The organism is Streptomyces sp. NPDC004609 (genome assembly GCF_042873655.1).
Classification (GTDB): Bacteria; Actinomycetota; Actinomycetes; order Streptomycetales; family Streptomycetaceae; genus Streptomyces.
This window is the reverse complement of sequence record NZ_JBIALS010000004.1, coordinates 175,263-198,634: the sequence shown is the minus strand read 5'-3', so window position 1 is coordinate 198,634 and position 23,372 is coordinate 175,263. Positions and strand designations below refer to the sequence as shown.

Sequence of the window (23,372 nt, the reverse complement as noted above, 5' to 3'; positions counted from 1 at the left end):
TCGATGCCGATCGGCGGTCCGGACGGAGGCCGATCAGCGGAGGTCCCGGGTCTGGACCGGCGGAGAGGACGGCGGAGAGGACGGCGGACGGGCAGCGGAGGGGGGCCGCGGAGGGGCCGGCGGGCCGCCCGGGTCCGGACCCGGGGCCGGTCAGCAGACGGTCCGGTAGGGGATGCCCGGGAGATGGGTCTCCCACTCGGCGCGGGAGGGCCCGCCCGCCGCCCGTACGCACACCGCCTCCGCCGTGTCCCGGGCGCTGAGGGAGTAGACGCGCGACGCGGTGCGCGGGGTCACCACCCGCAGGGTGCGGCCGTCCGGGGCGAAAGAGAGCGCCAGCACCGGACCGTCGGCGACCGGGAGCGGTGAGCCCGTCGACCGGGGGGCCGAGGTGTCCCAGAGCCGTATCCGGCCGTCCGAGTCCCCGACCGCGACCGTCCGGCCGTCGGGGGAGAAGGCCAGGGCGGGTGCGCGCCGGTCCTCGTCCTGACCGTTTCTCGGCACCGCGGGAGTGAACACGGCGAGCCGCTGCCTGCCCTCCCCGTCCCAGAGCGTGGTCCGGCCGTGCTCGTCGGTCATCGCCAGCCGGTTGCCCCCGGGGGCGTACACCGCCGCCCTCGCACTGTCCTCGCCCTGCATGACGCGGGTGGCCCGGCCCGTGCGCGGATCGATCAACTGGTGGTCCTCGGTGAGGATCCGGCCGTCCGGGGCGGTGGTGAGGGGGGCGCCCTCCCGGCCGGGCCGCAGTGTGGACCACCGCCGGACGCCGCCCAGGTCCAGTATCTCGGTGGACGCGTCGGCGGACCTGAGGGACTCCGCCAGCCGGGAAGCGGCGACCCAGGTGCCCTCCGGGCCGAGCGCGAGCCCCTGGACGAGGGAGCGGTACGGCAGCGTCGTGGCCGCGCCCCCGGCGAGCGGGCGCACGGTCACCCTGTCCGAGGTGTCGAGATGTGCGAAGAGCCGGCCGTCCGGGCTGAACGCCACCGGATCGAAGCCCTCCGGACCGGGGCCGTTCCGCGTGAGGACCCGGCGAAGCCGTCCGTCGCCGGGATCCCGGAGTTCGTACGACTGGGGGCGGGCCGGCTTCTCCGCGGTGGTCACCGTCCCCCGGGTGCCCGCCGTGCTGGGGGAGGACGCCGTGTTGTCCGTGTTGTCCGTGGGGCCTGCGGTGTCCGGGGTTGCCGGAGGGTCGGAGGCGGTGGGGGTGCGGGCCGTCACCAGGGTCCGGGCGTCCGGGCTGAACCAGGCTCCGGTGAACGGGACACGCTCCCAGTCCCGCCCGGCCGCCCCGGTGTCCAGCGCGATGGTCCGTACGGAGAGCGTGGCGCCGAGGCCGTCCGCGAAGCGGATCACCCCGGCCGCCGGATCCAGCCGCGGCTCGGTGGGATTCACCGCGTTCAGGGGAAGTGCGAGCACGGGCACGGGCGTTCCCGACAGCCGCCAGAGCCGGACCTCGTCGTCCGCGAGGGTCACGGCATGGGAGCCGTCCGCGCTGAACGCCGCCGTGGGCGGCGTGGCGGTGGGGATCAGGGGCCGCTCCCGGCCGGACCGGACGTCCCAGCTCCGTACTCCCGTTTCGGCACCGATCGCGAGCGTCCGGCTGTCGGGCGTGAACAGGACGTCGTCCACCTCGCACACCCCGCCCTTCGCCGCCCAGGGGGTGGGGACGAGGCGGCGCTCGCCGATGTCCCAGAGCTGAAGGGCGTCCTCGTCCGGGCAGAAGGCGAGCAGCCGGTTGTCGGGGGAGATCCGGATCCGGCGGACGTTCTCCCAGCGGCCGGGTGTCTCCAGGAGCAGACGGCCGGTGCCCGTGTCCCACAGCTGGAGCGGCCGGCGGGTCCCGCCGCCGTAGTCGTACGTGGCGAACAGCCTCGCGTCCGGGGAGAAGGCGCCGTCCACCTGATCGCCCCGGGGCCCGAACACCGGGCCGCTCGCCGGCTTCCCCGTCGCCGTGTCCCAGACGCGCACCCCGCCGGGGTTCTTGACGGCGACCTTCCGCATGTCGTCGCTGACCTGGATGATCCGCGCGGCGGCGTCGCCCAGCCCGGGGGAGGCGGGCAGCTTCCGGTGCGTGGCCACGTCCCAGCGCTCGGTGCTTCCCCGGCTGATCACGGTCACCGTGCGGCCGTCCCCGCTCAGCCGCCGCCAGGTGCTGCTGTCGTCCGGCTCGTGGAACCCCGGCAACGTCGAGGTCAAGGTGTCGATCTCGCGCTGCGCCCCCGCCTCGAACAGGGCCTCCCGGGTCTCCCGGACGTCGGCCAGCCGCCAGGCCGCCAGGCTCAGCCGCATCGCGGTGCGCGGGTCGGACGCGCGCAGGGTGTCCGCGACCGCCGCGATCCGCCGCGCCTCCGCCTCGGTGGCGCGGTGTTCGCTGACACGGCTCTGCTGCCAGGCGGTGAGACCGGCGACGGCGGCCAGGCACAGCAGTACGGACAGGGTGACGGTGAGCGTACGCAGCCGGCGGGTGGTGCGGGCGGCGGCCCGCACGTCGTGGTCGTGGGCGCCGATCGACGCGGTGAGGAAGTCGCGCTCCTGGGGGGTGAGCGCGATACGGGCGCGCGGGCCGGTGGACACGGCGCCGGGGGAGCCGGTGGCCGCGGAGCCGTCACCGGCAGGGCCGACACCCGCGCGGTCGTCACCGGCGTGTTCGTCACCGGCGTGGTCGGTGGTGGTGCGGGTGGCCGTGGTGCGGGTGGTGTTGGGGCCGGTGGCGGTACCGGTCGAGGCGAGGACACCGGTGACGGCTCCGCTCCCCGGGCGGTCCGGGCCGCGCGGACCCGTTCCGGTGCCGATACCCGCGCTGTCCGTACGGGCGCCGACACCCGAGCCGCCCGTACCCGTACCGCCGGCGACCGCCTCCGCGCCGGTCCCGGGCGGGGGCGCCCCGAACGCCTCCCGGGCCGCCGCCAGCTGCGCCCCCCGGTACAGCGCCCCGGCGTCCCGCCCGAGTTCCTCCCAGGTCCGGGCGGCCTCCGTGAGCCTGCGGTGCAGCCGCAGCAGATCCCGGTCCTCCTCGATCCAGCTCCGCAGCCGGGGCCAGCCGGTGATCAGCGCCTCGTGCGCGAGGTTCACGGAGTTGTCGTCGGCGGTCAGCAGCCGGGCCCGTACCAGCCGCTCCAGAACGTGCTCGTACACCCGCGAACCGGACGGCACCAGTTCCTCGCGGTCGGCGGGCCGCCGGGTGTCCTCGGTCCCATCACCGGGGGATACCAGCCGCAGCAGCAGCGCACGGGCGGCCGGGGCCTCCTCCCGGGTGAGCGCGGCGAAGACCTCCTCGGCGGTGTGCGCGATCGCGCCCTGCACGCCGCCTATGGCCTCGTACGCCTCCTCGGCCAGCGTCCGGCCGCGTCTGCGCCGCCAGACCTCCAGCAGCGCGTGCGACATCAGCGGCAACCCGCCCGGCTCGTCGGCGACATCGGCGACGATCCGCGCGGTCAGCGCGCGCTCGACGATCAGCCGCTCGGCGGCGGCGGGCCCCACGACGGCGTCCCTCAGCTGACGCGGGGTCATCGGCCCGACCAGCAGGACCGCGTCCTTCAGCGCGCGGACCAGCGCCGGATGCTCGGCGCAGCGTCCGTAGAAGTCGGCGCGCACGGCGATGACGACATCGGCGCCGCCGTCGAGCATCAGCGTGACGAACGCGCTCCGTTCGGCCGGATCGCGGCACAGCGTGAACAGTTCCTCGAACTGGTCGACCAGCACCAGCGCGCCTTCGGTGAACAGCTCCCGGTGGCTGCGGGCGGGCGCCGGCCCGGGGGTGAGGATCCGGATCACCGACGGGGGCTCGGGCCCCTCCCGTACGGCGGGGACGAGCCCCGCCCGCAGCAGCGACGACTTCCCGCTGCCGGACGCGCCGACGAGCGCGGTGAAGGACCGCCGCCGGGTGAGCGCGAGCAGTTCGGCGACCAGGTCGTCCCGCCCGAAGAAGTGGTCGCTGTCCTCGGGGCCGTAGCGCGCGAGACCGGGGTAGGGCCCCTGCTGGTCCGGATCGGGGAGGGGCTCGTCGGCGAGGGCCTCGCGCCAGCGCTTCTCCCAGTGGACGGCGTCCTCGGCGTCCCCTCCGCAGGCGGCCACATACGCGAGGGCCACCGGCAGCGAGGGCAGCCGTTCGCCGGACGCGGCGGCGGAGAGGGTGGGGGCGGAGTACGGCGAGTTCCGGGCCATCGTGCGGTAGGTGGGTCCGCCCGCCCGCCGCCGCAGCTCGCGCAGTTCGTACGCGAAGCGCTGGACGGGTCCCTCGTCCGGGTCGAGCGGCTTTTCCCGACGCCCCATCGTTGCCCTCCGCCCGTTCTCCAGACTGGAGGGTAATGAATTGATGGGTACGGCGCAGGGGGCCTGCCCATCAATGAGACGGCGGCTGGACTCGGCTGATGATCAATGCCGTCTCCCCGTCCGCGCCGTCCGACGCACCCGCCGCGTCCCCCGGGGCCTCAGGGTCCGGTGCACCCTCCGGGGCCTCTGGGGCAGCCGTGGTCTCCGCGCGGGGGCGGTCGGCGGTGGCCCTTCCGCCCGTGGCGCTGATGCTCGTCGTGGGCCTGTGGGGGATCACGCGCGAGGGAACGCTCTGGGGCGACGAGGCGGTCACCTACGAGATGGCGCGGCGCACGGTCCCGGAGATCTGGCGCACCCTCGGTTCCGTCGACGCCGTCCACGGCCTCTACTACCTCCTGATGCACGGCCTCTTCGCCGTCTTCGGGCCCGGTCTCGTCCCGCTCCGGCTGCCGTCCGTCCTCGGGATGTGCCTCACGGCCGGGGGCGTCGCGCTGATCGGGCGGCGGCTGGCGGGCCCGCGTGCCGGGCTCCTCGCGGGGCTCGTCGTGCCCCTGCTGCCGGTGGTGCAGCGGTTCGCGCAGGAGGGCCGGTCGTACGCGCTGGTGTGCGGGCTGGTGACCTGGGGGACCTGGCTGCTGCTGAAGCGGTCGTGGGCGGCGTACGCGGTGGTCATGCTGACGGCCTGCCTGCTGCACGAGTTCGCGGTCCTGGCGGTGGTGGCGCACGGGGTGACGGTGCGGCGCGGTGTCCCGCACGCCCGCCCGGAGCCCGGCCCGGGCGGCGCCGATGACCCGTTGACGTCCGGTCCGGGCGGAGATGTCCGTGATGCTCGTGATGCTCGTGATCCGCGCGCGTCCGGTCCGGCCGTCCCGGCGGGTCCTGCTGTCCCGTCCGGCGCGCGTCGTGTGTCCGGGGTGCCCGGCCCGCGTGCCCGGCTCGCGCTGTCGCGGCGCGGTACGCGCGGTCTGCCGCGCGGCTGGCTGGTGGCGGCGGGCTGTGTCACGGCGGGGCTGGCCCCGCTCGCGCTGTTCAGCACGACCCAGTCCTCCCAGGTGGAGTGGATCGGGCGCCCGGGTGTGCCCGAGGTCGTCCCGTTCCTGCTGATCGCCCTGCTCGGGCGGGCGTGCGCCCGTACCGAGGGCGGCTCCGCGGTACGCGCGGTGGCGCTTCCCCTCCTGGTGGTCCCCACCGCCCTGCTGATGGCCGTCTCCTTCGTGCACCCCCTGTTCGTCGACCGCTATGTCCTGCCGTACGTCATAGGGCTCGCCCTTCTCCTCGGCGCGGTGCTCGACCGGTACTGGTCGGGGCTCCTCGCCGTCGCGACGGCCGCCGCCGCGCTGATCACCCTGGCCGTCCACGGACCGCACCTCCGCTCCCCGGACAGCCGCAAGAACGACGTCGGCGCGGTCGCCGCGGCCGTCGACGAGATCGCCCGCCCCGGGGACGGCCTCCTGTTCACCCCGGCCCGCCGCCGGGTGTGGACCCTGGCCCACCCGGAGCCGTTCCGCCGGCTCGGCGATGTCTCCCTCGGCCGTTCGCCCCGCTCCTCCGGCACCCTCTTCGGCGTGGAGGCACCCCCGCCTCTGATCCGCGCGCGCATGCTGGCTCCCGGCGTCACCCGGCTCATCGTCCTCCAGGACCTCAGGGACCAGCCCCTGGACGACGTCCCGGCGGAGGAGGTCAAGCGCGAGGTGCTGCGGGAGTCGTTCACCCTCTGCGAGGAGCGGCTGGTCGGCCAGGCCAGGATCGGGATCCATGTCCGTACGGGCACACCGTGCCCGTGACCGTGCGCCGCCCCCGGCCCCCGGCGGCCCGGCGCGCTCACCCTCCGACCGGCTCCACCTCCAGGAACCGGCGCCCCTTGGGGCCCCGGTAGAGCAGGGGCTCCCAGCCGCCCGCCGCCGTGAGGGCGTCGGCGCACTCCGCCAGCCGCGCCTCCGACTCCCGGACCGCGCCGCTGCCCGCCGGACCCAGCCAGTCCACCCGGACGGCCCCGGCACGGTCCGCGGCCCGCACGCGGTATCCCGTGACGACCGGCACCCCCTCCCCGTCCACCGCCGACGGGGGCACCCCCGCCGCCTCCAGCGTGAGCGCGATCGCCTGGACCATCCGGTTCCGCTCCCATTCGGCGGGCGCGCCGCCCGTCAGCCGGCGGATCTGCATCAGCCCGGCGAACGCCGTACGCACCTCCTCGGCCCGCCCCGCCGGGTCGCCCGGCACCGGCGCACCGTCCCCGGTGGCCGCCTCGAAGACCTCGCCCACTGCCAACTCCCCTGTCTCCGCCGGACGTGCACGAGCGCGGGGCGCGTCACGGCTGGCCTATCGTGTCCGGCGGAACCCCCTGCGAAGGAGAAGCCATCGATGCCCGGTCCCGGCAGCACCTCTGTCACCCGCAGCACCCTGCGGCAGCAGATCGCGGACGCGCTGCGGGACGAGGTGCTGGCCGGCCGCCTGCAGCCCGGGCAGGAGTTCACGGTGAAACAGATCGCCGAGCAGTACGGGGTCTCCGCGACGCCGGTACGCGAGGCCCTGGTCGATCTCTCGGCCCAGGGACTGCTCGACTCCGACCAGCACCGTGGCTTTAGGGTGCATCAATTCTCGGTGGACGACTACCGCGAGATGGCGGAGACGCGCTCGCTCGTCATCGACGGCATCATCCAGCACGCGGAGCGGCAGGGCCGCACCCGGGTCAACGCCAAGGCGGCCGTACCGGTGCGCCGCCGCGCGGAGGAGGCGGCCCGCGCCGCCCGCTGCGGCGATCTGGACATCCTCATCGGCTACGACCTCCGTTTCTGGCGCGAGCTCGGCGCGATCGTCGCCAACCGCTACATCTCCGAATTCCTGCACCAGCTGCGCGTCCAGAGCTGGGTGTTCGCCGTCCCGCACCTGCGCGCCGACCCCCAGGCCCGGGACTGGCTGTTCACCGGCTACGAGGTACTGATCGACGCGGTGGTGCTCGGCGACATGAGCGAGGCGCGCGGGGTGATCTTCGCGTACTACGAGCAGTCCCTCGCCTGGGCCGATCGGCTGGAGCGGTGAGCGCCGCTGTGGACACGGGGGTACCCGAGCCCGAGGCGCCCAGCGGCGGGCGGGGGCTCAGCGTCGTCCTGCCCGCGTACAACGAGGAAGCCCGGCTGCGCCCCACGCTGGACGCCATCCGCGCCCATCTGCTCGCCGACCCCGGACGCTGGGGCGAGTGGGAGATGATCGTCGTGGACGACGGCTCCACGGACGGCACCGCCCGCATCGCCCGGGAGGCGGCGGCCGCCGACCCTCGCGTCCGGCTGATCACCAGCCCGGTCAACCGGGGGAAGGGGCACGCGCTGCGCCAGGGCGTCCTCGCCTCCCGCGGCCGTCAGGTCCTGCTCAGCGACGCCGACCTGGCCACGCCCATCGACGAACTGGACCACCTCCACCAGCGGCTCGCCGCCGACGGGGCCGGCGCGGTCATCGGCTCCCGCGCCCACCCCGAGTCCCGGATCGAGGTCCACCAGTGGCGGGTGCGCGAGTGGCTCGGCCGGACGGGCAACCGGCTGATACGCCTGGTCGCGGTCCCGGGAATCCGTGACACCCAGTGCGGCTTCAAGCTTTTCGACGGCGACCGGGCGCGTGCGGCCTTCGCCGACTCACGGCTCGACGGATGGGGCATAGACGTCGAGATCCTGCGCTACTTCCGGCGCGCGGACTGGCCGGTGACGGAGGTCCCGGTGCGCTGGTCGCACGTGTCGGGCTCCAAGGTCAGACCGCTGGACTACGCCAGGGTCCTCGTCGAACTCGTCCGGCTGCGGACCCGGGCCCTGCGCCCCGCCGACCTCATGGTGACCGGACTCTTCCTGCTCGCCTCCTTCGTGCTCTACCAGGGCCTGTGGGCCGATCTCGACCGCGGCTATCTCGCGGACTCGGGCCAGGACCAGAACCAGTGGGAGTGGTTCTTCGCGGTCACCGCCGACAACGTGGTCCACCTGCGGAACCCGCTGTTCACCACCTTCCAGGGCGCCCCGGACGGGGTGAACCTGATGGGCAACACGGTGATGCTCGGCGTCTCCGTCCCGCTCACCCCGGTCACGCTGCTGTTCGGCCCGACGGTCACCTGGGCGCTCGTCCTCACCCTCGGCCTCGCGGCGACGGCGGCCTCCTGGTACTGGCTGTTCGCCCGCCGGCTGGTCTCCCACCGCGGGGCGGCGGCCCTCGGCGCGGCCTTCGCCGCCTTCGCGCCGCCGATGATCTCGCACGGCAACGCCCACCCCAACTTCCTCCTCCTGTTCATGATCCCGCTGATCACCGACCGTGCGCTGCGGCTGTGCGAGGGGCGTGACGTCGTACGGGACGGGGTGCTGCTCGGCCTGTTCGCCGCGTACCAGGTCTTCCTCGGCGAGGAACCGCTGCTGCTCGCGGCCATGGGCATGCTGCTGTTCGCCCTCGCGTACGCGCTGGTGCGGCCCGATGTGGCCCGGCGGGCGCTGCGGCCCCTGCTGACCGGCCTCGGGGTTGCCCTGCTCGTCTGTCTGCCGATCGTGGCCTTCCCGCTGAGCTGGCAGTTCTTCGGCCCGGGGAGTTACTCGAACGTCCTGCACGGGGACAACACGGGCAACGGCCCCCGGGCGTTCCTGGAGTTCGCGGGCCGCTCGCTGCTCGGCTCGGACGAGCGGGCCGACCGCTTCGCGTTGAACCGCACCGAGCAGAACGCCTTCTTCGGCTGGCCGCTGGTCTCCCTCTCCGTCGCCATCGTGATCCGGCTCTGGCGCCGGCCCCTGGTGCGCGCCCTCGCCGCGACGGCCGTGGCGGCGGCCCTGCTCTCCCTCGGCGAGAAGATCCGCCTCCCGTACACGGACGTCGTGCTGCCGGGTCCCTGGCGGGCCCTCGCCGACGCGCCCCTGTTCGAGGCGGTCATCGAGTCCCGGGTCGCCCTGATCTGCGTACCGGCCCTCGCCGTTCTCCTCGCGCTGACGGCCGACCGGCTGCTGCTCGGCGGCGACCGGCTGTTCCGTGCCGCCGGCCTCACGGCGATCGCCCTGGCCCTGCTCCCGGTGCTCCCGACCCCGTACCCGGTCCGTGAGCGCCCGAAGGTGCCCGCCTTCATCACCCAGGCCCTGTACCGCCCCTACCTCGCCCGCGGCGAGTCACTGGTCACGGTCCCCCTCCCGTCCCCCGCCGGCGCGGACGCCCTCCACTGGCAGTCCTCCACGGGCTTCGGCTTCTCCCTCGCGGGCGGCTACTTCGTCGGCCCCTGGGGTCCCGACCGCCTCGGGATCTACGGCTCCTCGCCCACCCATACCTCCAACCTCCTCACCGACGTCCGCCACACCGGCCGGATCCCCGACATCGGCCCCGCCCTCCAGGAGCAGGCCCGCCTCGATCTGAAGTCCTGGCACGCGGGCGCGGTGATCCTGCTTCCTCAGCACAACGACCGCGCCCTCCGCGCCGCCGTGACGGCGCTGCTGTCCGATCCGGGCGAGCGCGTGGGCGGGGTGTGGGTGTGGGACCTCCCCGAGACCCGCTGAGACCTTGGGGGCGGGCCCCGTACGGAGCGAGGGACGCGGGCGGTCCGGGGCCGGTGACGGCCCGACCCGGGACCTGGGCGGGCGGGGGTGTGGTACGAGCAACTACCCTGGGCCGACCGTCGTATGACGACAGCGCCCGATCCCGTGATCCCGTTGGAGAGCGAGCCTCCCTTGGCCTGTGACCTGTGGCTGGTCCCCCTCGTCGATGTGTTGTGCCACAGCCCTGACAACCCCTTCGCCGAAGAGATCGCTTCCTACGACAAGGCCCTGAACGACGCCGGGCTGCCGACCGTGCCCGTCTTCGCCTATATGCCCGGACTGTCGGGTGATGTGGCTCCGGTCGCCGCGTTCGACTACGACGCGCTGCACTTTCTGCGGCGGGCGTATCTCCTCCAGCTGTGCGGGCTCGCGGTGACGCCCGTGGACGAACTGGGCGGTGACTACGAGCAGTTGCTGGAGATGTTCGAGACCACCGCGCAGCAGTCGCATCTGGTGTGGCACTACGACCACGCCGGGGCCTATGTGCCCGTCGACTTCGCGGCGCCGCTGTTCAACGACGAACTGCTCGCGGGCGGCGGCCCCCTGGGGTCCACGCAGGGGCTGCTGCGGGAGCTGGAGTTCGTCGCTCCGTCGATCGGCATCGACCCGGCGAATCCGCCCGAGGCGCCCCTGCCGCCGGAGCGGCCGACGTCGCTGGAGGAGCCGGCGGGCCCGATGCCGTACGACGAGAGCCCCTTCGCCCGTGAGCGCTACACCTGGCTGGGCCTGCACGCGGCGGCGACCCGCAGCCTCGGCCAGGGCTCGATGATCATCTTCAGCTGAGGGGCGCGCCCCGGCGCGGGGAGGGCGGGCCGTGCGGGCCGACGGTGTGTGCCTGTGCGGGCGGCCGGTGTGGACCGGCCGTGCGGGTGGCCCGTGCGGGTGCCTGTGCCGGCGGCTCGTGCAGACCGGCTGGCGGGTGCCTGTGCGGGCGGCCCGTGTGGGCGGGGCGCCCGCGGTACCGGCCGTCCCGGACCCGGGGGCCGCCCGCTCCAGGCCGCCGCTACCTCGGCGGCTCCGGCGGGCGCTGCCTCGGCATGTTCGGGCGCGTTCCCGGCGGCAGGGTCGAGCGGCCCGCGAAGCCCGGCTCCGCCCCCCGCGCGTGCCCGCCCGCCAGCGGGAGCGGGGTGGACTGGAGCACCAGCGCGTCCAGCCCGCCGTGGAACGCCCGCATCCAGTCCGCTGTCTCCGAGCGGACCAGCTCCTGCACATCCTCCGAGAAGCGCCTCAGCACCCCCAGGCACCGCTCGGCCGCCTCGCTCGCGGTGCCCTCGGCCGGGCCGAGGATCTCCCGTACGCTCTCCGACGCCCAGTCGAATTGCAGAGTCTGCAACCGGCGCTGCACGGCCTGCGCGGTCGCCATGTTCCGCATCCAGCCGGAGGTGACCCCGAAGTACCGGTCGCAGGCCAGCGCGGCCGCGCCCAGGAGCAGCGACAGATAACCCCAGCCCGCCGCGCCGTCCACCAGACCCGTGAGGTCGAGCAGGGGGAGGGTGGCTCCGGCGACGGTGCCGAGCGCGGTGCCGAGGCGCAGTATGCGGCCCGTACGCCGTTTCCAGACGCGGTCCGCCAGATACCAGTCCACCGTGCGCAGCGCGGCCGTCTCGACCCAGCGGTAGAGCTCGTCGAGACGCTCCGCGGGCTCACCCCAGTCGCCGAGCGGAAACGGCCTTCCGGTCAGATCGCCGCGCGGCACCTCGCCGCGCTCCTCCCGGGCCGGCCCCCCGGGCTGCATCTCCGGCTGGCTCACCGGGGCACTCCTCTACGACGTGGTGTGGTACGTGACGCGTGGTGCGCAGCACCTCTGGAGACGCGTACGCACAACTGTGCGCATCGCGTGCGATTGGTTACGCACCGATGCGCATGCTCTTCCTACCGCCGAATGGTGGGCCGTGTGGTGGAAATCCCAGTATTTCCGTCCACAAGCAGGTCTTGATCAGGTAGAGGACCCGCAGCTTACTCACTCCGCGGAGTTGTCGTCGCTGGGTGGGGCGGGCCGCCCGGGGACCACGTAGGCTCGGCATACCGAACAACCGTCGTCGAAGTGCCAGGAGTGACCGTGATTCCCGGTGGTGGCCAGCCCAATATGCAGCAGCTGCTCCAGCAGGCCCAGAAGATGCAGCAGGACCTCGCACAGGCTCAGGAGGAGCTCGCGCACACCGAGGTCGAGGGGCAGGCGGGCGGTGGTCTGGTGAAGGCGACCGTGACCGGCGCCGGTGAGCTGCGGGGACTGGTCATCGACCCCAAGGCCGTCGACCCCGAGGACACCGAGACCCTCGCCGACCTCGTCGTCGCCGCCGTCCAGGCCGCGAACGAGAACGCGCAGCAGCTCCAGCAGCAGAAGCTCGGCCCGCTCGCCCAGGGTCTCGGCGGGATGCCGGGTCTGCCCTTCTGACGCGGCGGTTCACCAACTAACGTAACGGCCGTAGGGGCCGGACGGCCGGGCGGCGCACCACCGGTGTGCGGCCGGGCCCGCGCGCGGCCGGCGAAGGAGAGGCAGTCCGTTGTACGAAGGCGTGGTTCAGGACCTCATCGACGAGTTGGGCAGGCTGCCCGGCGTCGGTCCCAAGAGCGCGCAGCGGATCGCCTTCCACATCCTGCAGGCCGAGCCTGCGGACGTCCGCAGGCTCGCCCACGCCCTCCTGGAAGTGAAGGACAAGGTCCGCTTCTGTGCGGTGTGCGGGAACGTCGCACAGCAGGAGCAGTGCAACATCTGCCGCGACCCGCGCCGCGACGCGTCCGTCATCTGTGTGGTGGAGGAGTCGAAGGACGTGGTGGCGATCGAGCGGACCAGGGAGTTCCGGGGCCGCTACCACGTGCTCGGCGGGGCCATCAGCCCCATCGAGGGCGTCGGCCCCGACGATCTGCGCATCCGTGAGCTGCTGGCACGCCTCGCGGACGGCTCGGTCACCGAGCTGATCCTCGCCACGGACCCCAATCTGGAGGGCGAGGCCACCGCCACGTATCTGGCGCGCATGATCAAGCCGATGGGCCTGAAGGTCACCCGGCTGGCCAGCGGTCTGCCCGTGGGGGGAGACTTGGAATACGCCGACGAGGTCACGCTGGGGCGTGCCTTCGAGGGGAGACGACTTCTCGATGTCTGACGCCATGCTCCACGCCGTGAACCAGGACCCGGCGGACTTCGCGGTCCAGATCGCCGACTCCATCGAGTCCTTCATCGTCGCGACCACCGAGGTCGCGAAGGGCGACGAGCCCGACAGCGCGGTGCCCTTCCTGCTGCTGGAGGTCTCCCAGCTGCTGCTCACCGGCGGCAGGCTGGGCGCGCACGAGGACATCGTCCCGGACGAGCGGTACGAGACGGACACCGGCCCGGAGCCGGACGTGGACGAGCTGCGGGAGCGGTTCGCGGTGCTCCTGGACCCGGTGGACGTCTTCTCCGAGGTCTTCGACCCGTACGAGCCGCGCAAGGCGCCGGTCGCCTTCCGTATCTCCGACAATCTCGCCGACATGGTCACCGATCTGCGGCACGGTCTCGCGCACTACCGCGCGGGGCGCACCACCGAGGCGCTGTGGTGGTGGCAGTTCTCGTACTTCTCCAACTGGGGGCCGACCGCGTCGGCGACCCTGCGCGCCCTGCAGTCGCTCGTCTCCCATGTCCGTCTCGACCAGCCGCTCCAGGCGCTGGACGGTCTGGACACGGACGAGGACCTGGCGGAGGACGCGCTGGCGGAGGAGGCCGGGAAGGTGATGGCGGAGGAGATCGCCGTGCCGCTGGGCCTGCGGACCTCCTGAGTCCGCCCGCGACCGCCTGCCGCCGGGCCGGGACGCCCCTGGGCCGGGTTCCGGTCCTTGCGGGCAGGACCCCTACGGGCGGCCGCACGGTCCCCGGGAGTCCCGGGGAGGCCCTGGCTCGGGCCCGGGACCCCCTGTGACCCGCCACACAAAGCGCGTACGCGGCCGCCCCGCGGGCAGAGTGGACCCGAGCGGCGGTTGTGATCACTCCCTGAGCGGCGCGTCTCACCATGTGACTGCACGCGGAGGGAGCCCGTCCGCTCGTTAAACTGAGCCCACCGCAGTACATGGCTGTGGTGGAGAACCGAGCGAGGAGCGCACGTGGGCCTTGTCGTGCAGAAGTACGGAGGCTCCTCCGTCGCCGATGCCGAAGGCATCAAGCGTGTCGCCAAGCGGATCGTGGACGCCAAGAAGAACGGCCACCAGGTGGTCGTCGTGGTCTCCGCGATGGGCGACACGACGGATGAGCTGATCGATCTCGCCGAGCAGGTATCCCCGATCCCTGCCGGGCGTGAGTTCGACATGCTGCTGACCGCCGGAGAGCGTATCTCCATGGCCCTGCTGGCCATGGCGATCAAAAACCTGGGCCACGAGGCCCAGTCCTTCACCGGCAGCCAGGCAGGCGTGATCACCGACTCGGTCCACAACAGGGCGCGCATCATCGATGTGACCCCGGGCCGGATCCGTACCGCTCTGGACGAGGGCAATATCGCCATCGTCGCCGGATTCCAGGGTGTGTCCCAGGACAAGAAGGACATCACCACCCTCGGCCGCGGGGGCTCCGACACCACCGCCGTCGCCCTCGCCGCCGCACTGGACGCCGAGGTCTGTGAGATCTACACCGATGTGGACGGCGTCTTCACCGCCGACCCCCGGGTCGTCCCGAAGGCCCGGAAGATCGACTGGATCTCCTTCGAGGACATGCTGGAGCTGGCGTCGTCCGGCTCCAAGGTGCTGCTGCACCGCTGCGTCGAGTACGCACGCCGATACAACATCCCGATCCACGTCCGTTCGTCCTTCTCCGGGCTGCGCGGCACCTGGGTCAGCAACGAGCCGCAGGGAGACCAGCAGGTGGAGCACGCCATCATCTCCGGAGTCGCCCATGACGTCTCCGAGGCCAAGGTCACCGTCGTCGGAGTGCCCGACAAGCCGGGTGAGGCCGCGGCCATCTTCCGTACGATCGCGGACGCCGAGATCAACATCGACATGGTCGTCCAGAACGTCTCGGCGGCGACCACGGCGCTGACCGACATCTCCTTCACCCTCCCGAAGACGGACGGGGCGCGCGCGATCGACGCGCTGGAGAAGGCGAAGGCGCAGATCGGCTTCGAGTCGCTGCGCTACGACGACCAGATCGGCAAGATCTCGCTGGTCGGCGCGGGCATGAAGACCAACCCGGGCGTGACCGCCTCCTTCTTCGAGGCGCTTTCGGACGCGGGCGTGAATATCGAGCTGATCTCGACATCCGAGATCCGTATCTCGGTCGTCACCCGTGCCGACGATGTGAACGAGGCCGTGTGCGCCGTGCACACCCGCTTCGGGCTCGACAGCGACTCCGACGAGGCGGTCGTCTACGGAGGCACCGGGCGATGATCCGTCACGGAGGCCCCGGCCGATGACCCGCAAGCCGGCGCTCGCGGTCGTCGGGGCGACCGGAGCCGTCGGCGCGGTGATGCTCCAGATCCTGTCCCAGCACGAGGACGTCTGGGGCGACATCCGGCTGGTCGCCTCCCCGCGCTCGGCCGGCCGCAAGCTGGAGGTGCGCGGGGAGGAGTGCGAGGTCGTCGCGCTGACCGAGGAGGCCCTCGCGGGCGTCGACGTCGCGCTCTTCCTCGTGCCCGACCAGGTGTCCGCCCAGTGGGCGCCGATCGCCGCGTCCAAGGGCGCGGTGGCGGTGGACACCTCCGCCGCCTTCCGGCTGGACCCCGATGTGCCGCTGGTCGTGCCGGAGGTCAACCCCCATGCCGTACGGGTGCGTCCGCGCGGCATCGTCGCGAGCCCGCACGACACCACCCTCGCCATGATTCCGGCGGTGGGCGCGCTGCACGCCGAGTTCGGGCTGCGCGAACTGGTCGTCTCCTCGTACCAGGCCGTCAGCGGCGCGGGGCGGGACGCCGTCGCCACGCTGCGGGCCCAGTTGTCCCTCGTCGCCGGTACGGACCTGGGCGCGGGACCGGGGGACGTACGCCGTGCCGTGGGCGATGTCGCGGGCGACGGGCTCGGGCCCTTCGCGGCGCCGATCGCGCTCAATGTGGTGCCGTGGGCCGGGACGCACGAGGACGGCGGCTGGTCGTCGGAGGAACTGGGCCTGCGGGCCGAGACGCGCAAGATCCTGGATCTGCCGGGGCTGCGGGTGGCCGCGACCTGTGTCCGCGTGCCCGTGGTGACGACCCACTCCCTCGCGGTGCACGCGCGCTTCGAGAACGAGGTCACGGTGGAGCGGGCCCACGAGATCCTGGCGACCTCGCCGGGGGTCGTCCTCTACGACAACCCGGCCATGGGGGACTTCCCCACGCCCGCCGATGTCGTCGGGACCGATCCCACCTGGGTGGGGCGGGTGCGCCGGGCTCCGGACGACCCCTGCGCGCTGGAGCTGTTCGTCTGCGGCGACAACCTCCGCAAGGGCGCCGCGCTGAACTCCGCGCAGATCGCCGAGTCGATCGCCGCAGAACTGTGCCGGTAGGCCGGGCTTTGCCGGCGGGCCGGGCCGTGGAGGTGGGCCGGGTCTTGTAGGTGGGCCGGCTGCGGTGGTGGGCCGGACCCGCGCCGGTGGGCGGGCGGGGGCTGTCGGCGGGCGGGCTCACATACCGACTTATCCGAGGCATTCCGCGCGGACTCCCGCGCAGTTCCCCGCGCGGACTCACCCGCAGGTACCGCGGGACTCACACGCAGAATTCTGGCCATGGCATGACTCTCCGCGGCTGCCGGTCATTCCATGATCGGATTTCTTGGTCCGTTCCGGTGATCGCTCTTGTGTGAGTGCCTCCTACACTTTGTAGGATCTGTGAACGCCCCGTGAGTAAGTCGTAGGTCCGTACCATGTGAGCAGGGGTGCGAGGATGATCGGCAGTTCCCCTCCCCCTGGTCTGCAACCGCCAGTTGGGTGGGGAGCGTCTTTGCGGACGCCTCTAGACGGTGCCGCGAAAAATGGGGCATTGGGGAAGAGCGAGTACGCATGGCTGCAAACGAATCACCGTCAAAAGCGGTGGCGTGCGCGTACAACCCTGATGGGGGGAAGCGTGTCCAACAGGCGTGGCAGAGGTACTCGACTTCGCGGGCACGGCCCCGGCGGGAGTGGCTCCGGCCTGTGGCGCCCCGGTGCGCCGCGGTGTGCCGGGGGCCCCGGTCCCGCTCGCGGTGCCGGTACCCGGCGTCTCGGTACGTCCCCCTCGCACGCCCCGCCCGGCCGGCGGTATGCCGGTGATCGCGCCCATGCCCACTCCCCGGGCCGCCCAGCTCCCCTCCCAGCGCGAGGGCACTGACCAGACCATGGCTTCGGGCACCACCGTCGATCACCTCACCGAGACCTACCGCGCCCACTACCGGTCGCTGCTGGGTCTCGCTGCGCTGTTGCTGGACGACACCGCCTCCTGCGAGGACGTCGTCCAGGAGGCGTTCATCCGGGTCCACTCCGCGCGCAACCGGGTCCGCGACCCGGAGAAGACGCTCGCCTATCTGCGGCAGACCGTGGTCAATCTGTCCCGGTCCGCGCTGCGCCGCCGCATCCTCGGGCTCAAGCTGCTCTCCAAGCCGATGCCGGACATGGCGAGCGCGGAGGAGGGCGCGTACGAGCAGTTGGAGCGGGACGCCCTGATCAAGGCGATGCGCGGGCTCCAGCGCCGCCAGCGCGAAGTGCTGGTACTGCGCTACTTCGCGGACATGACGGAGGCACAGGTCGCCGAAACCCTGGGCATTTCCCTGGGTTCGGTGAAGGCGTACGGTTCCCGGGGCATCGCGGCGCTGCGCGTCGCGATGGAGGCCACGTCATGAGCGGCCGGGACGACGGGCACGGGAACAGGTGTGAGCGGTACGAGCCGGACGGGCCGTTTGACGACCGGACTGGGAACGGAATTGTGAACAACGGGCCGGAGAACGAAGGGAACGGCCCCGGCGCGGGGCCTGACGGGCCGAAGGGACGGGACGGCGAACCGGGCGGCTCGACGGGACCGGAGTCTTCCGCGGGACCGGAGTCTTCGGCGGGATCGCGTACGGCGGGATCGGGCGGTTCCGGGGACGGGGGCCGCGGGGGCGACGGCGGCCACGGCGGCCCTGGGGGGTTCGCCGGGTTCGGCGGGTTCGGCGACGAGGGGTTCGGCTCGGAGGAGCAGGAGCTGCGCCGGCTGTTCCGGGGCGCGGTGGAGGACATCCGGCCGTCCGAAGGTTCCCTCGACCATCTGCGCAGGGCGGTTCCCGCCCGCAGGGCCCGCAAGCGCCAGGCACTGATCGGCGTGGCCGCGGCGGTTCTGCTGATGGGGACGGGCGTCCCCGCGTTCGTCCATGTGGCGAACTCCGGCGGCGGCGACAGCACCAGCACGGTCAACGCGGGGCACGGCAAGCATTCCCAGGGCAGCACGGGAGACGAGACGGAATCCTCCGGCGGTCACGGCGAGGGAGGTCCCACCGAGGACGCGGAGACCGGGAGCGGGCCGGGCAGCGCGAGCCGGTCGCCCGGCGGGCCCTCCGGCACGGGCACCGGCGACAGCGGTACGGGCGGCTCGGCCGTACCGCCCGGCACCGCGGCCCCGGACTCCCCGGTCTGCGCCGCCGAGCAACTCGGGGTCACCTCCGCGCAGGCGGCCAAGCCGGACGCCGAGGGTAAGGTCTACGGGGCCTTCCGGGTCGCCAATGTCTCCGCCACCGAATGCGCGGTCAACGGGAGCGGCAAGATCGGCTTCCAGGCACAGGGCGCGGCCGACGCCTCCAAGATCAATGTGGTCGACCACGCGCCGGGCGACGCCGCCACCGGGCTGCCCGATCCCTCGCAGGAGGCGGCGGCGCTGCTGCTGAAGCCGGACTCGGTGTACGAGGTCAGATTCGCCTGGGTGCCGAAGGAGACCTGTCCGACCGGTGGCCCGTCCCCCGAGCCGTCCACCTCGGCCGGCAACACCTCGGGCAGCGTCAGCGGCACCAACGGCTCCGCTCCCGGCAATCCCCAGCCCCAGCTCGGCACCGCCGAGAACACGCCGTCCGACGGCAGTGTCTCGGTCACCCACACGGCCGAGCCCGGCGCCCCCAGCGCGGAGACCGTCATCCCGAACGCCTGCGCCGGCACGATCTACCGCACGGGCGTCCTGACCGGCTGACCCGCGCCCCGGCCGCGACGGCACGGGGACGGACCCCAGCACACGCGAAACGACCCGGCCACCTGAATCCGGGCCTCGCGCGACGGCTTCGGTTGCCACCTCCCGGCCCTCCGGCCCCAGACCCCGGACCCCGGATCCCAGACCCCGGATCCCAGACCCCCAGACCCCGGGTGCCCGACCTCGGGCCTCGGTTGCCAGACCCCGGACCTGGGGTGCCCGACCTCGGGCCTCGGTTGCCAGACCCCGGACCTGGGGTGCCGGACCTCGGGCCCGGGCCCCAGACCCCGCTCGGTCCTTGGGCCTCGGGTGCCGGACCCCGAACCCCGGTTGCCGACCCCGAACCTCGGACCTCGGGTGCCGAGCCCTGGGTGCCGGTTTGCTCCGGAGCCCCCGGCGCCCCGCCGGATCATGGGCGGGGTGGCCCTGCGCGCGGTGCGCCCGGGTGCGGCCGGCCATATAGGGGAGCGAGCACCGGGTGGCCATGCGCGCGGGGTCGGCCCCGGGCCACCGGGCCCGGCCGGACGGCCCACGGTGACAGCGCCACGCCGACTCGGACCTCGGGCCCGCCCTGTGCTGGCCCGCCCGGGCCTGCACCCGCCCTGCGCTGGCCTGCCCTGCTCTGGCCCGCCTGGACAACGGGCCCGCCCTGCCTGCCCTGGCCCACCTCGCCCGCGTCTGCCCCTGCCCCGGCCTGGGCCGGGCCTGCCCTGCCCGGGCCTGCCCTGCCCGGGCCTGCGCCCGGGCCGGGGCGTGGGACCCCGGGCATGACATCCGCAGTGGATGCGCCGCACCGCGTACGGCTTCGTCCGCCTCCCGGGAGCCGGGCCCGGTATGGCCCGAGTGCGGTGCGGGCGGGATCGGCCGCCGCGGTCGACGAAGGTCCGCGGGACGGGCGTGCAGCCGGGCCGAGGGCCGGTCGCGGACGGACCGGGGTGGCGCGGGCCCCGGGGGTCGGGGAGCCGGCGTGGGGCCCGGGATTCAGGGGGTGGGGGCCAGGCCCAGCTCGCGGTCCCTGACCGCCTCCCGCTCGCGACGTACGAGGCGGAACCACATGAACAGGATGAAGGCGACACCCGCGAACCACTCGCCGGAGTAGCCGAGGTTCTGGAACGCCTTCAGGTCGAGGCCGGTGCCCTCGGGGAGGGACGCGGGCACCGGCACCAGACCGGTGTCCGCGTCGGCGAGGGTGACCCATGCGTCGTACACCTGGTCCGGTACCAGGTTGACCAGCGACGCCGCGCTGATCATCCCCAGCTGGCCGCTCGGCAGCCCGCCCGCCGTGTGCACCCCGTCGGTGCTCACGGTCTCGGACGCCTGGAGCGCGCCCGTCACCGTGACCTCACCGGCGGGTGCCGAGGGCGCCGGGCTGCCCTCGGCGAGCCAGCCGCGGACCACGGGGAGCGTCCGGCCGCCGTCGGTCTTGAGGAGGGTCAGCACATAGGAGCCGCGCTTTCCGTCCAGCTCGCGATCGGGGACGAGGAACTGCTCGCTGTATTGCCCGGTGGCCGTCGCGGTCCGGCCGGATGTCTCCTTGTCGACGGGGAGCAGCTCGTCCAGGGGCGTGGGCCTGCGCTCGTCGGCCGTGGGCGCCCGCTCGGCCGCCCGCTGGGTGTCGACGCGGTCCTCGAACCGTCCGAGCTGCCAGGTCCCCATGAAGGCGCACAGGGGGACCGCCAGCAGGACGAAGACATTGATCCCCCACCAGCGGGGCGTCAGCAGGAACCGGTACACCCCTCCACGGTACGGAACGCGTCACGGCGCCTCCGGTCCGCCCCCCTCTCCCGCCGCCGCGGCGGACGTGCCGCGGGGCGCTCCCAGATGGGCCGCGGCGAAGGCGATCTCCTTGGCGACCTGCTTGATCCGCTCCTCCACCACCAGGGATCCGTGCCCCGCGTCGTACCGGTAGACCTCGTGGACGGCGCCACGGGCCGCGAGCCGGTCCACATAGTTCTCCACCTGGCGGATGGGGCAGCGCGGGTCGTTGACGCCGGCGGAGATGTAGACGGGCGCCCGGACCGCGTCCACGTACGTCAGCGGAGAGGACGCCTCGAAGCGCTCCGGGACCTCCTCCGGTGTCCCGCCCAGGAGGGTGCGGTCCATCGCCTTGAGGGCCTCGATCTCGTCGTGGTACGCGGTGACGTAGTCCGCGACCGGGACCGCGGCGAGCCCGAGCGCCCAGTCGTCCGGCTGGGTGCCGAGGCCGAGGAGGGTCAGATAACCGCCCCAGGAGCCTCCCGCCAGGATCAGCTTCTCCGGGTCGGCGAGACCGGACTCCACCGCCCAGGCGCGGACCGCCGCGATGTCCTCCAGCTCGATCAGTCCGACCCGGTGCTTGAGCGCGTCCGTCCAGGCGCGTCCGTAACCGGTCGAGCCGCGGTAGTTGACCCGGACGACCGCGTAGCCGTGGTCGACCCATGCGGCGGGGCCCGCCGCGAAGGAGTCGCTGTCGTGCCAGGTCGGGCCGCCGTGGATCTCGAAGACGGTCGGCAGCGGGCCGCTCGCGCCCGGGGGCCGCTGCACCAGCGCGTGCACCAGCCCTCCGGGGCCCTCCACCCACGCGTCCTCGACCGGAACCGACTCCGGCGCCTTCGCTCCGGGCGGATCGAGAACGACACCGCCCGCCGTCGAACGCACCTGCGGCGGGAGCGCCGCCGACGACCAGAGGTACTCCACCTCTCCGCCGGGCCTGGCCGTCGCGCCCGAGACCGAACCGGCCGGGGTCTCGATCGGGGTCAGCACGCCCGTCGCCAGGTCGTACCGCCACAGCTCCCCGCGCGCCTTGAAGCTGTGCGCGACCAGCAGCCCCGAACCGTCCGGATACCACTCGGCGATCACATCGCCCGGCAGGTCGATCGCGAGAGCGGTCTCCTCGCCCGTGGCGGGATCCCAGATCATCGGCTCCCAGCGGCCCTTGCGCTGATGGCCCACGAGCAGCCGGGTGTCACCCTCCACGGGCGCGAATCCGAGGACTTCGAGCCCCAGCTCCTCGGTCCCCGCCGCGGTGTCGTCCAGCTCCGCCACCGTGGCGCCGTCGAGGCCGACGACACGCAGCGCGGAGTGCATCGCGTCCCCGTGCTCGGTGTGCTCGATCGCGATCAGCGTCCCGTCCCGGGACAGATCGCCGACGCCCGCGGACTGGCGGTGGCGGTAGATCTCCACGGGCACGGCATCCTCACCGGGCCCCACGAAGTGGATCGTCGTCCCGTCGTCCTCCGTGGACCGGCCGACCGCACAGACACCGCCCCGGCCGATCGCGAGGCCCGCCGGATAGGCGGGCGCGAGTCCGGGCACGGCGGGCACGTCCTCCCCGCCGCCGAACGGCTGCTTCATCCATATTCCGAACTCGTCCCCGTCCGTGTCCGAGAACCACCAGATCGACGCGCCGTCGGGCGACAGCACCCCGTCCGTCGTGCCGTTCGGCCGGTCGGTGACCTGTCGCTGGGCGCCGGTGGCGCGATCCCATGCGTACAGCTCGTACGTCCCCGTGGCGTTGGACACGAAGAGCGAACGGGCGGGGGCGTCCTCCGCCCAGTCGGGGAGGGAGACGCGGGGTGCGCGAAAGCGCCTCTCCCAGTCGGGCGTCGAGTCGGTGATCTCAGTCATGACCCCATTCTGCGCCGGACTCACGACAATCCGTTCGCGTCGTCCGCAGCCTGTGGATAACTTCGGATCCATGTACATACCAACGCCCGCGGACTGGCGTGACGCCAACCGCTCCAACTGGGACGAACGCGTCCCCATCCATATGGCGAGCGACTTCTACGACCTCGGCTCCTTCCGCTCCGGCAAGGACGCCCTGCGCGACTTCGAGATCGCGGAGGTCGGTGGCGTCGAGGGGCGTAAGCTGCTCCACCTCCAGTGCCACATCGGCCTGGACACCCTGTCCTGGGCCCGTCGCGGTGCCGCGCAGGTCGTCGGGCTCGACTTCTCCGAACCGGCCGTGGAGAGCGCGCGGTCGCTCGCCGCGGAACTCGGATTCGGACCGGACCGTGCGGCGTTCGTGGCCGCCGACGTGTACGACGCGGCCGAGGCGGTCCCCGACTCCTCGTACGACATCGTCTACACGGGCGTCGGCGCGCTGAACTGGCTTCCGGACATCACCCGCTGGGCCGAGACCGCGGCCTCGCTGGTCGCCCCGGGCGGCTTCCTCTACCTCGCGGAGTTCCACCCGCTGACCGATGTCCTCGACGACGAGACCGGCTCGGCGGTGGTGCACGACTACTTCTCGCGTGACGCGTGGGTGGAGGAGATACCCGGCACCTACGCCGACCGGGACGCCGAAACCCGCCACAACCGCACGGTGGAGTGGCAGCACCCCATCGGCGAGGTGGTCTCCGCGATCGTCGCGGCGGGCCTGCGGCTGGACTTTCTGCACGAGCACGATGTCTCGCTGTTCGGGCGCTTCGACACACTCACCCGGCACGACGACGGCTTCTACCGCTTTCCGGCGGACCGGCCCCGGATCCCGCTGATGTACTCGCTCAAGGCGACGCGCGCCTGACACCGG

At 73.1% G+C, this 23,372-nt stretch carries 17 protein-coding genes; 12 read left to right on the top strand and 5 right to left on the bottom strand.

Annotated elements, in window-relative coordinates; all coding sequences use genetic code 11:
* Positions 1–150: 150 nt before the first annotated feature.
* Entirely contained in the window at positions 151–4,269 is a 4,119-nt protein-coding gene (locus ACFYT4_RS05595; RefSeq protein ID WP_389265544.1) for a hypothetical protein, read from the bottom strand.
* Between the two features lie 224 nt (positions 4,270–4,493).
* Here ACFYT4_RS05595 and ACFYT4_RS05590 point away from each other — a divergent pair, with 224 nt between their 5' ends.
* The gene (locus ACFYT4_RS05590; RefSeq protein ID WP_389265542.1) at positions 4,494–6,053 is read left to right on the top strand and encodes a hypothetical protein; all 1,560 of its coding nucleotides are present in this window, start codon (positions 4,494–4,496) and stop codon (positions 6,051–6,053) included.
* A gap of 37 nt (positions 6,054–6,090) precedes the next feature.
* Here ACFYT4_RS05590 and ACFYT4_RS05585 read toward each other — a convergent pair whose 3' ends face one another.
* The gene (locus tag ACFYT4_RS05585; protein ID WP_389265778.1) at positions 6,091–6,531 is read right to left on the bottom strand and encodes a hypothetical protein; all 441 of its coding nucleotides are present in this window, start codon (positions 6,529–6,531) and stop codon (positions 6,091–6,093) included.
* Positions 6,532–6,630: 99 nt separating this feature from the next.
* On the opposite strand from ACFYT4_RS05585, the gene ACFYT4_RS05580 reads away from it, so the two are divergent.
* The 3 genes from ACFYT4_RS05580 (at position 6,631) to ACFYT4_RS05570 (ending at position 10,592) form a co-directional block, all read left to right on the top strand.
* Positions 6,631–7,308 carry a GntR family transcriptional regulator gene (locus tag ACFYT4_RS05580; protein ID WP_389265540.1) on the top strand — a complete coding sequence of 226 codons (678 nt, stop codon included), beginning with the start codon at positions 6,631–6,633 and terminating at the stop codon, positions 7,306–7,308.
* A complete protein-coding gene (locus ACFYT4_RS05575; RefSeq protein ID WP_389265538.1) occupies positions 7,305–9,770 on the top strand; it encodes a glycosyltransferase in 2,466 nt (821 codons plus the stop codon). The genes ACFYT4_RS05580 and ACFYT4_RS05575 overlap by 4 nt, the downstream gene beginning before the upstream one ends.
* A gap of 171 nt (positions 9,771–9,941) precedes the next feature.
* Complete coding sequence (locus tag ACFYT4_RS05570; RefSeq protein WP_389265776.1) at positions 9,942–10,592, top strand: hypothetical protein; 651 nt, start codon at positions 9,942–9,944, stop codon at positions 10,590–10,592.
* A gap of 220 nt (positions 10,593–10,812) precedes the next feature.
* Here ACFYT4_RS05570 and ACFYT4_RS05565 read toward each other — a convergent pair whose 3' ends face one another.
* Complete coding sequence (locus ACFYT4_RS05565) at positions 10,813–11,559, bottom strand: SLATT domain-containing protein (protein ID WP_389265537.1); 747 nt, start codon at positions 11,557–11,559, stop codon at positions 10,813–10,815.
* Between the two features lie 309 nt (positions 11,560–11,868).
* Between ACFYT4_RS05565 and ACFYT4_RS05560 the strand changes: the two genes are divergently transcribed.
* From ACFYT4_RS05560 to ACFYT4_RS05530, 7 genes are all read left to right on the top strand, one after another.
* Complete coding sequence (locus ACFYT4_RS05560; RefSeq protein WP_389265774.1) at positions 11,869–12,204, top strand: YbaB/EbfC family nucleoid-associated protein; 336 nt, start codon at positions 11,869–11,871, stop codon at positions 12,202–12,204.
* A 109-nt stretch (positions 12,205–12,313) separates the two neighbouring features.
* The gene (gene recR, locus ACFYT4_RS05555) at positions 12,314–12,913 is read left to right on the top strand and encodes a recombination mediator RecR (protein WP_389265535.1); all 600 of its coding nucleotides are present in this window, start codon (positions 12,314–12,316) and stop codon (positions 12,911–12,913) included.
* Positions 12,906–13,562, top strand: coding sequence for a DUF5063 domain-containing protein (locus tag ACFYT4_RS05550; RefSeq protein WP_389265533.1), 657 nt, complete (start codon positions 12,906–12,908; stop codon positions 13,560–13,562). Before recR ends, ACFYT4_RS05550 begins: the two co-directional genes overlap by 8 nt.
* Before the next feature lie 321 nt (positions 13,563–13,883).
* Entirely contained in the window at positions 13,884–15,155 is a 1,272-nt protein-coding gene (locus ACFYT4_RS05545; protein WP_389265531.1) for an aspartate kinase, read from the top strand.
* A 22-nt stretch (positions 15,156–15,177) separates the two neighbouring features.
* The gene (locus ACFYT4_RS05540) at positions 15,178–16,245 is read left to right on the top strand and encodes an aspartate-semialdehyde dehydrogenase (protein ID WP_389265529.1); all 1,068 of its coding nucleotides are present in this window, start codon (positions 15,178–15,180) and stop codon (positions 16,243–16,245) included.
* A 569-nt stretch (positions 16,246–16,814) separates the two neighbouring features.
* Positions 16,815–17,552: a SigE family RNA polymerase sigma factor gene (locus ACFYT4_RS05535; RefSeq protein WP_389265528.1), complete on the top strand. Its 738-nt coding sequence runs from the start codon at positions 16,815–16,817 to the stop codon at positions 17,550–17,552.
* Between the two features lie 83 nt (positions 17,553–17,635).
* Complete coding sequence (locus tag ACFYT4_RS05530) at positions 17,636–18,865, top strand: hypothetical protein (protein WP_389265526.1); 1,230 nt, start codon at positions 17,636–17,638, stop codon at positions 18,863–18,865.
* Positions 18,866–19,843: 978 nt separating this feature from the next.
* Here ACFYT4_RS05530 and ACFYT4_RS05525 read toward each other — a convergent pair.
* Both ACFYT4_RS05525 and ACFYT4_RS05520 read right to left on the bottom strand, forming a co-directional pair.
* Positions 19,844–20,596 carry an SURF1 family protein gene (locus ACFYT4_RS05525; RefSeq protein ID WP_389265524.1) on the bottom strand — a complete coding sequence of 251 codons (753 nt, stop codon included), beginning with the start codon at positions 20,594–20,596 and terminating at the stop codon, positions 19,844–19,846.
* Positions 20,597–20,617: 21 nt separating this feature from the next.
* The gene (locus tag ACFYT4_RS05520; protein WP_389265523.1) at positions 20,618–22,468 is read right to left on the bottom strand and encodes a prolyl oligopeptidase family serine peptidase; all 1,851 of its coding nucleotides are present in this window, start codon (positions 22,466–22,468) and stop codon (positions 20,618–20,620) included.
* Positions 22,469–22,538: 70 nt separating this feature from the next.
* On the opposite strand from ACFYT4_RS05520, the gene ACFYT4_RS05515 reads away from it, so the two are divergent.
* Positions 22,539–23,366: a class I SAM-dependent methyltransferase gene (locus ACFYT4_RS05515; protein WP_389265520.1), complete on the top strand. Its 828-nt coding sequence runs from the start codon at positions 22,539–22,541 to the stop codon at positions 23,364–23,366.
* Positions 23,367–23,372: the final 6 nt, after the last annotated feature.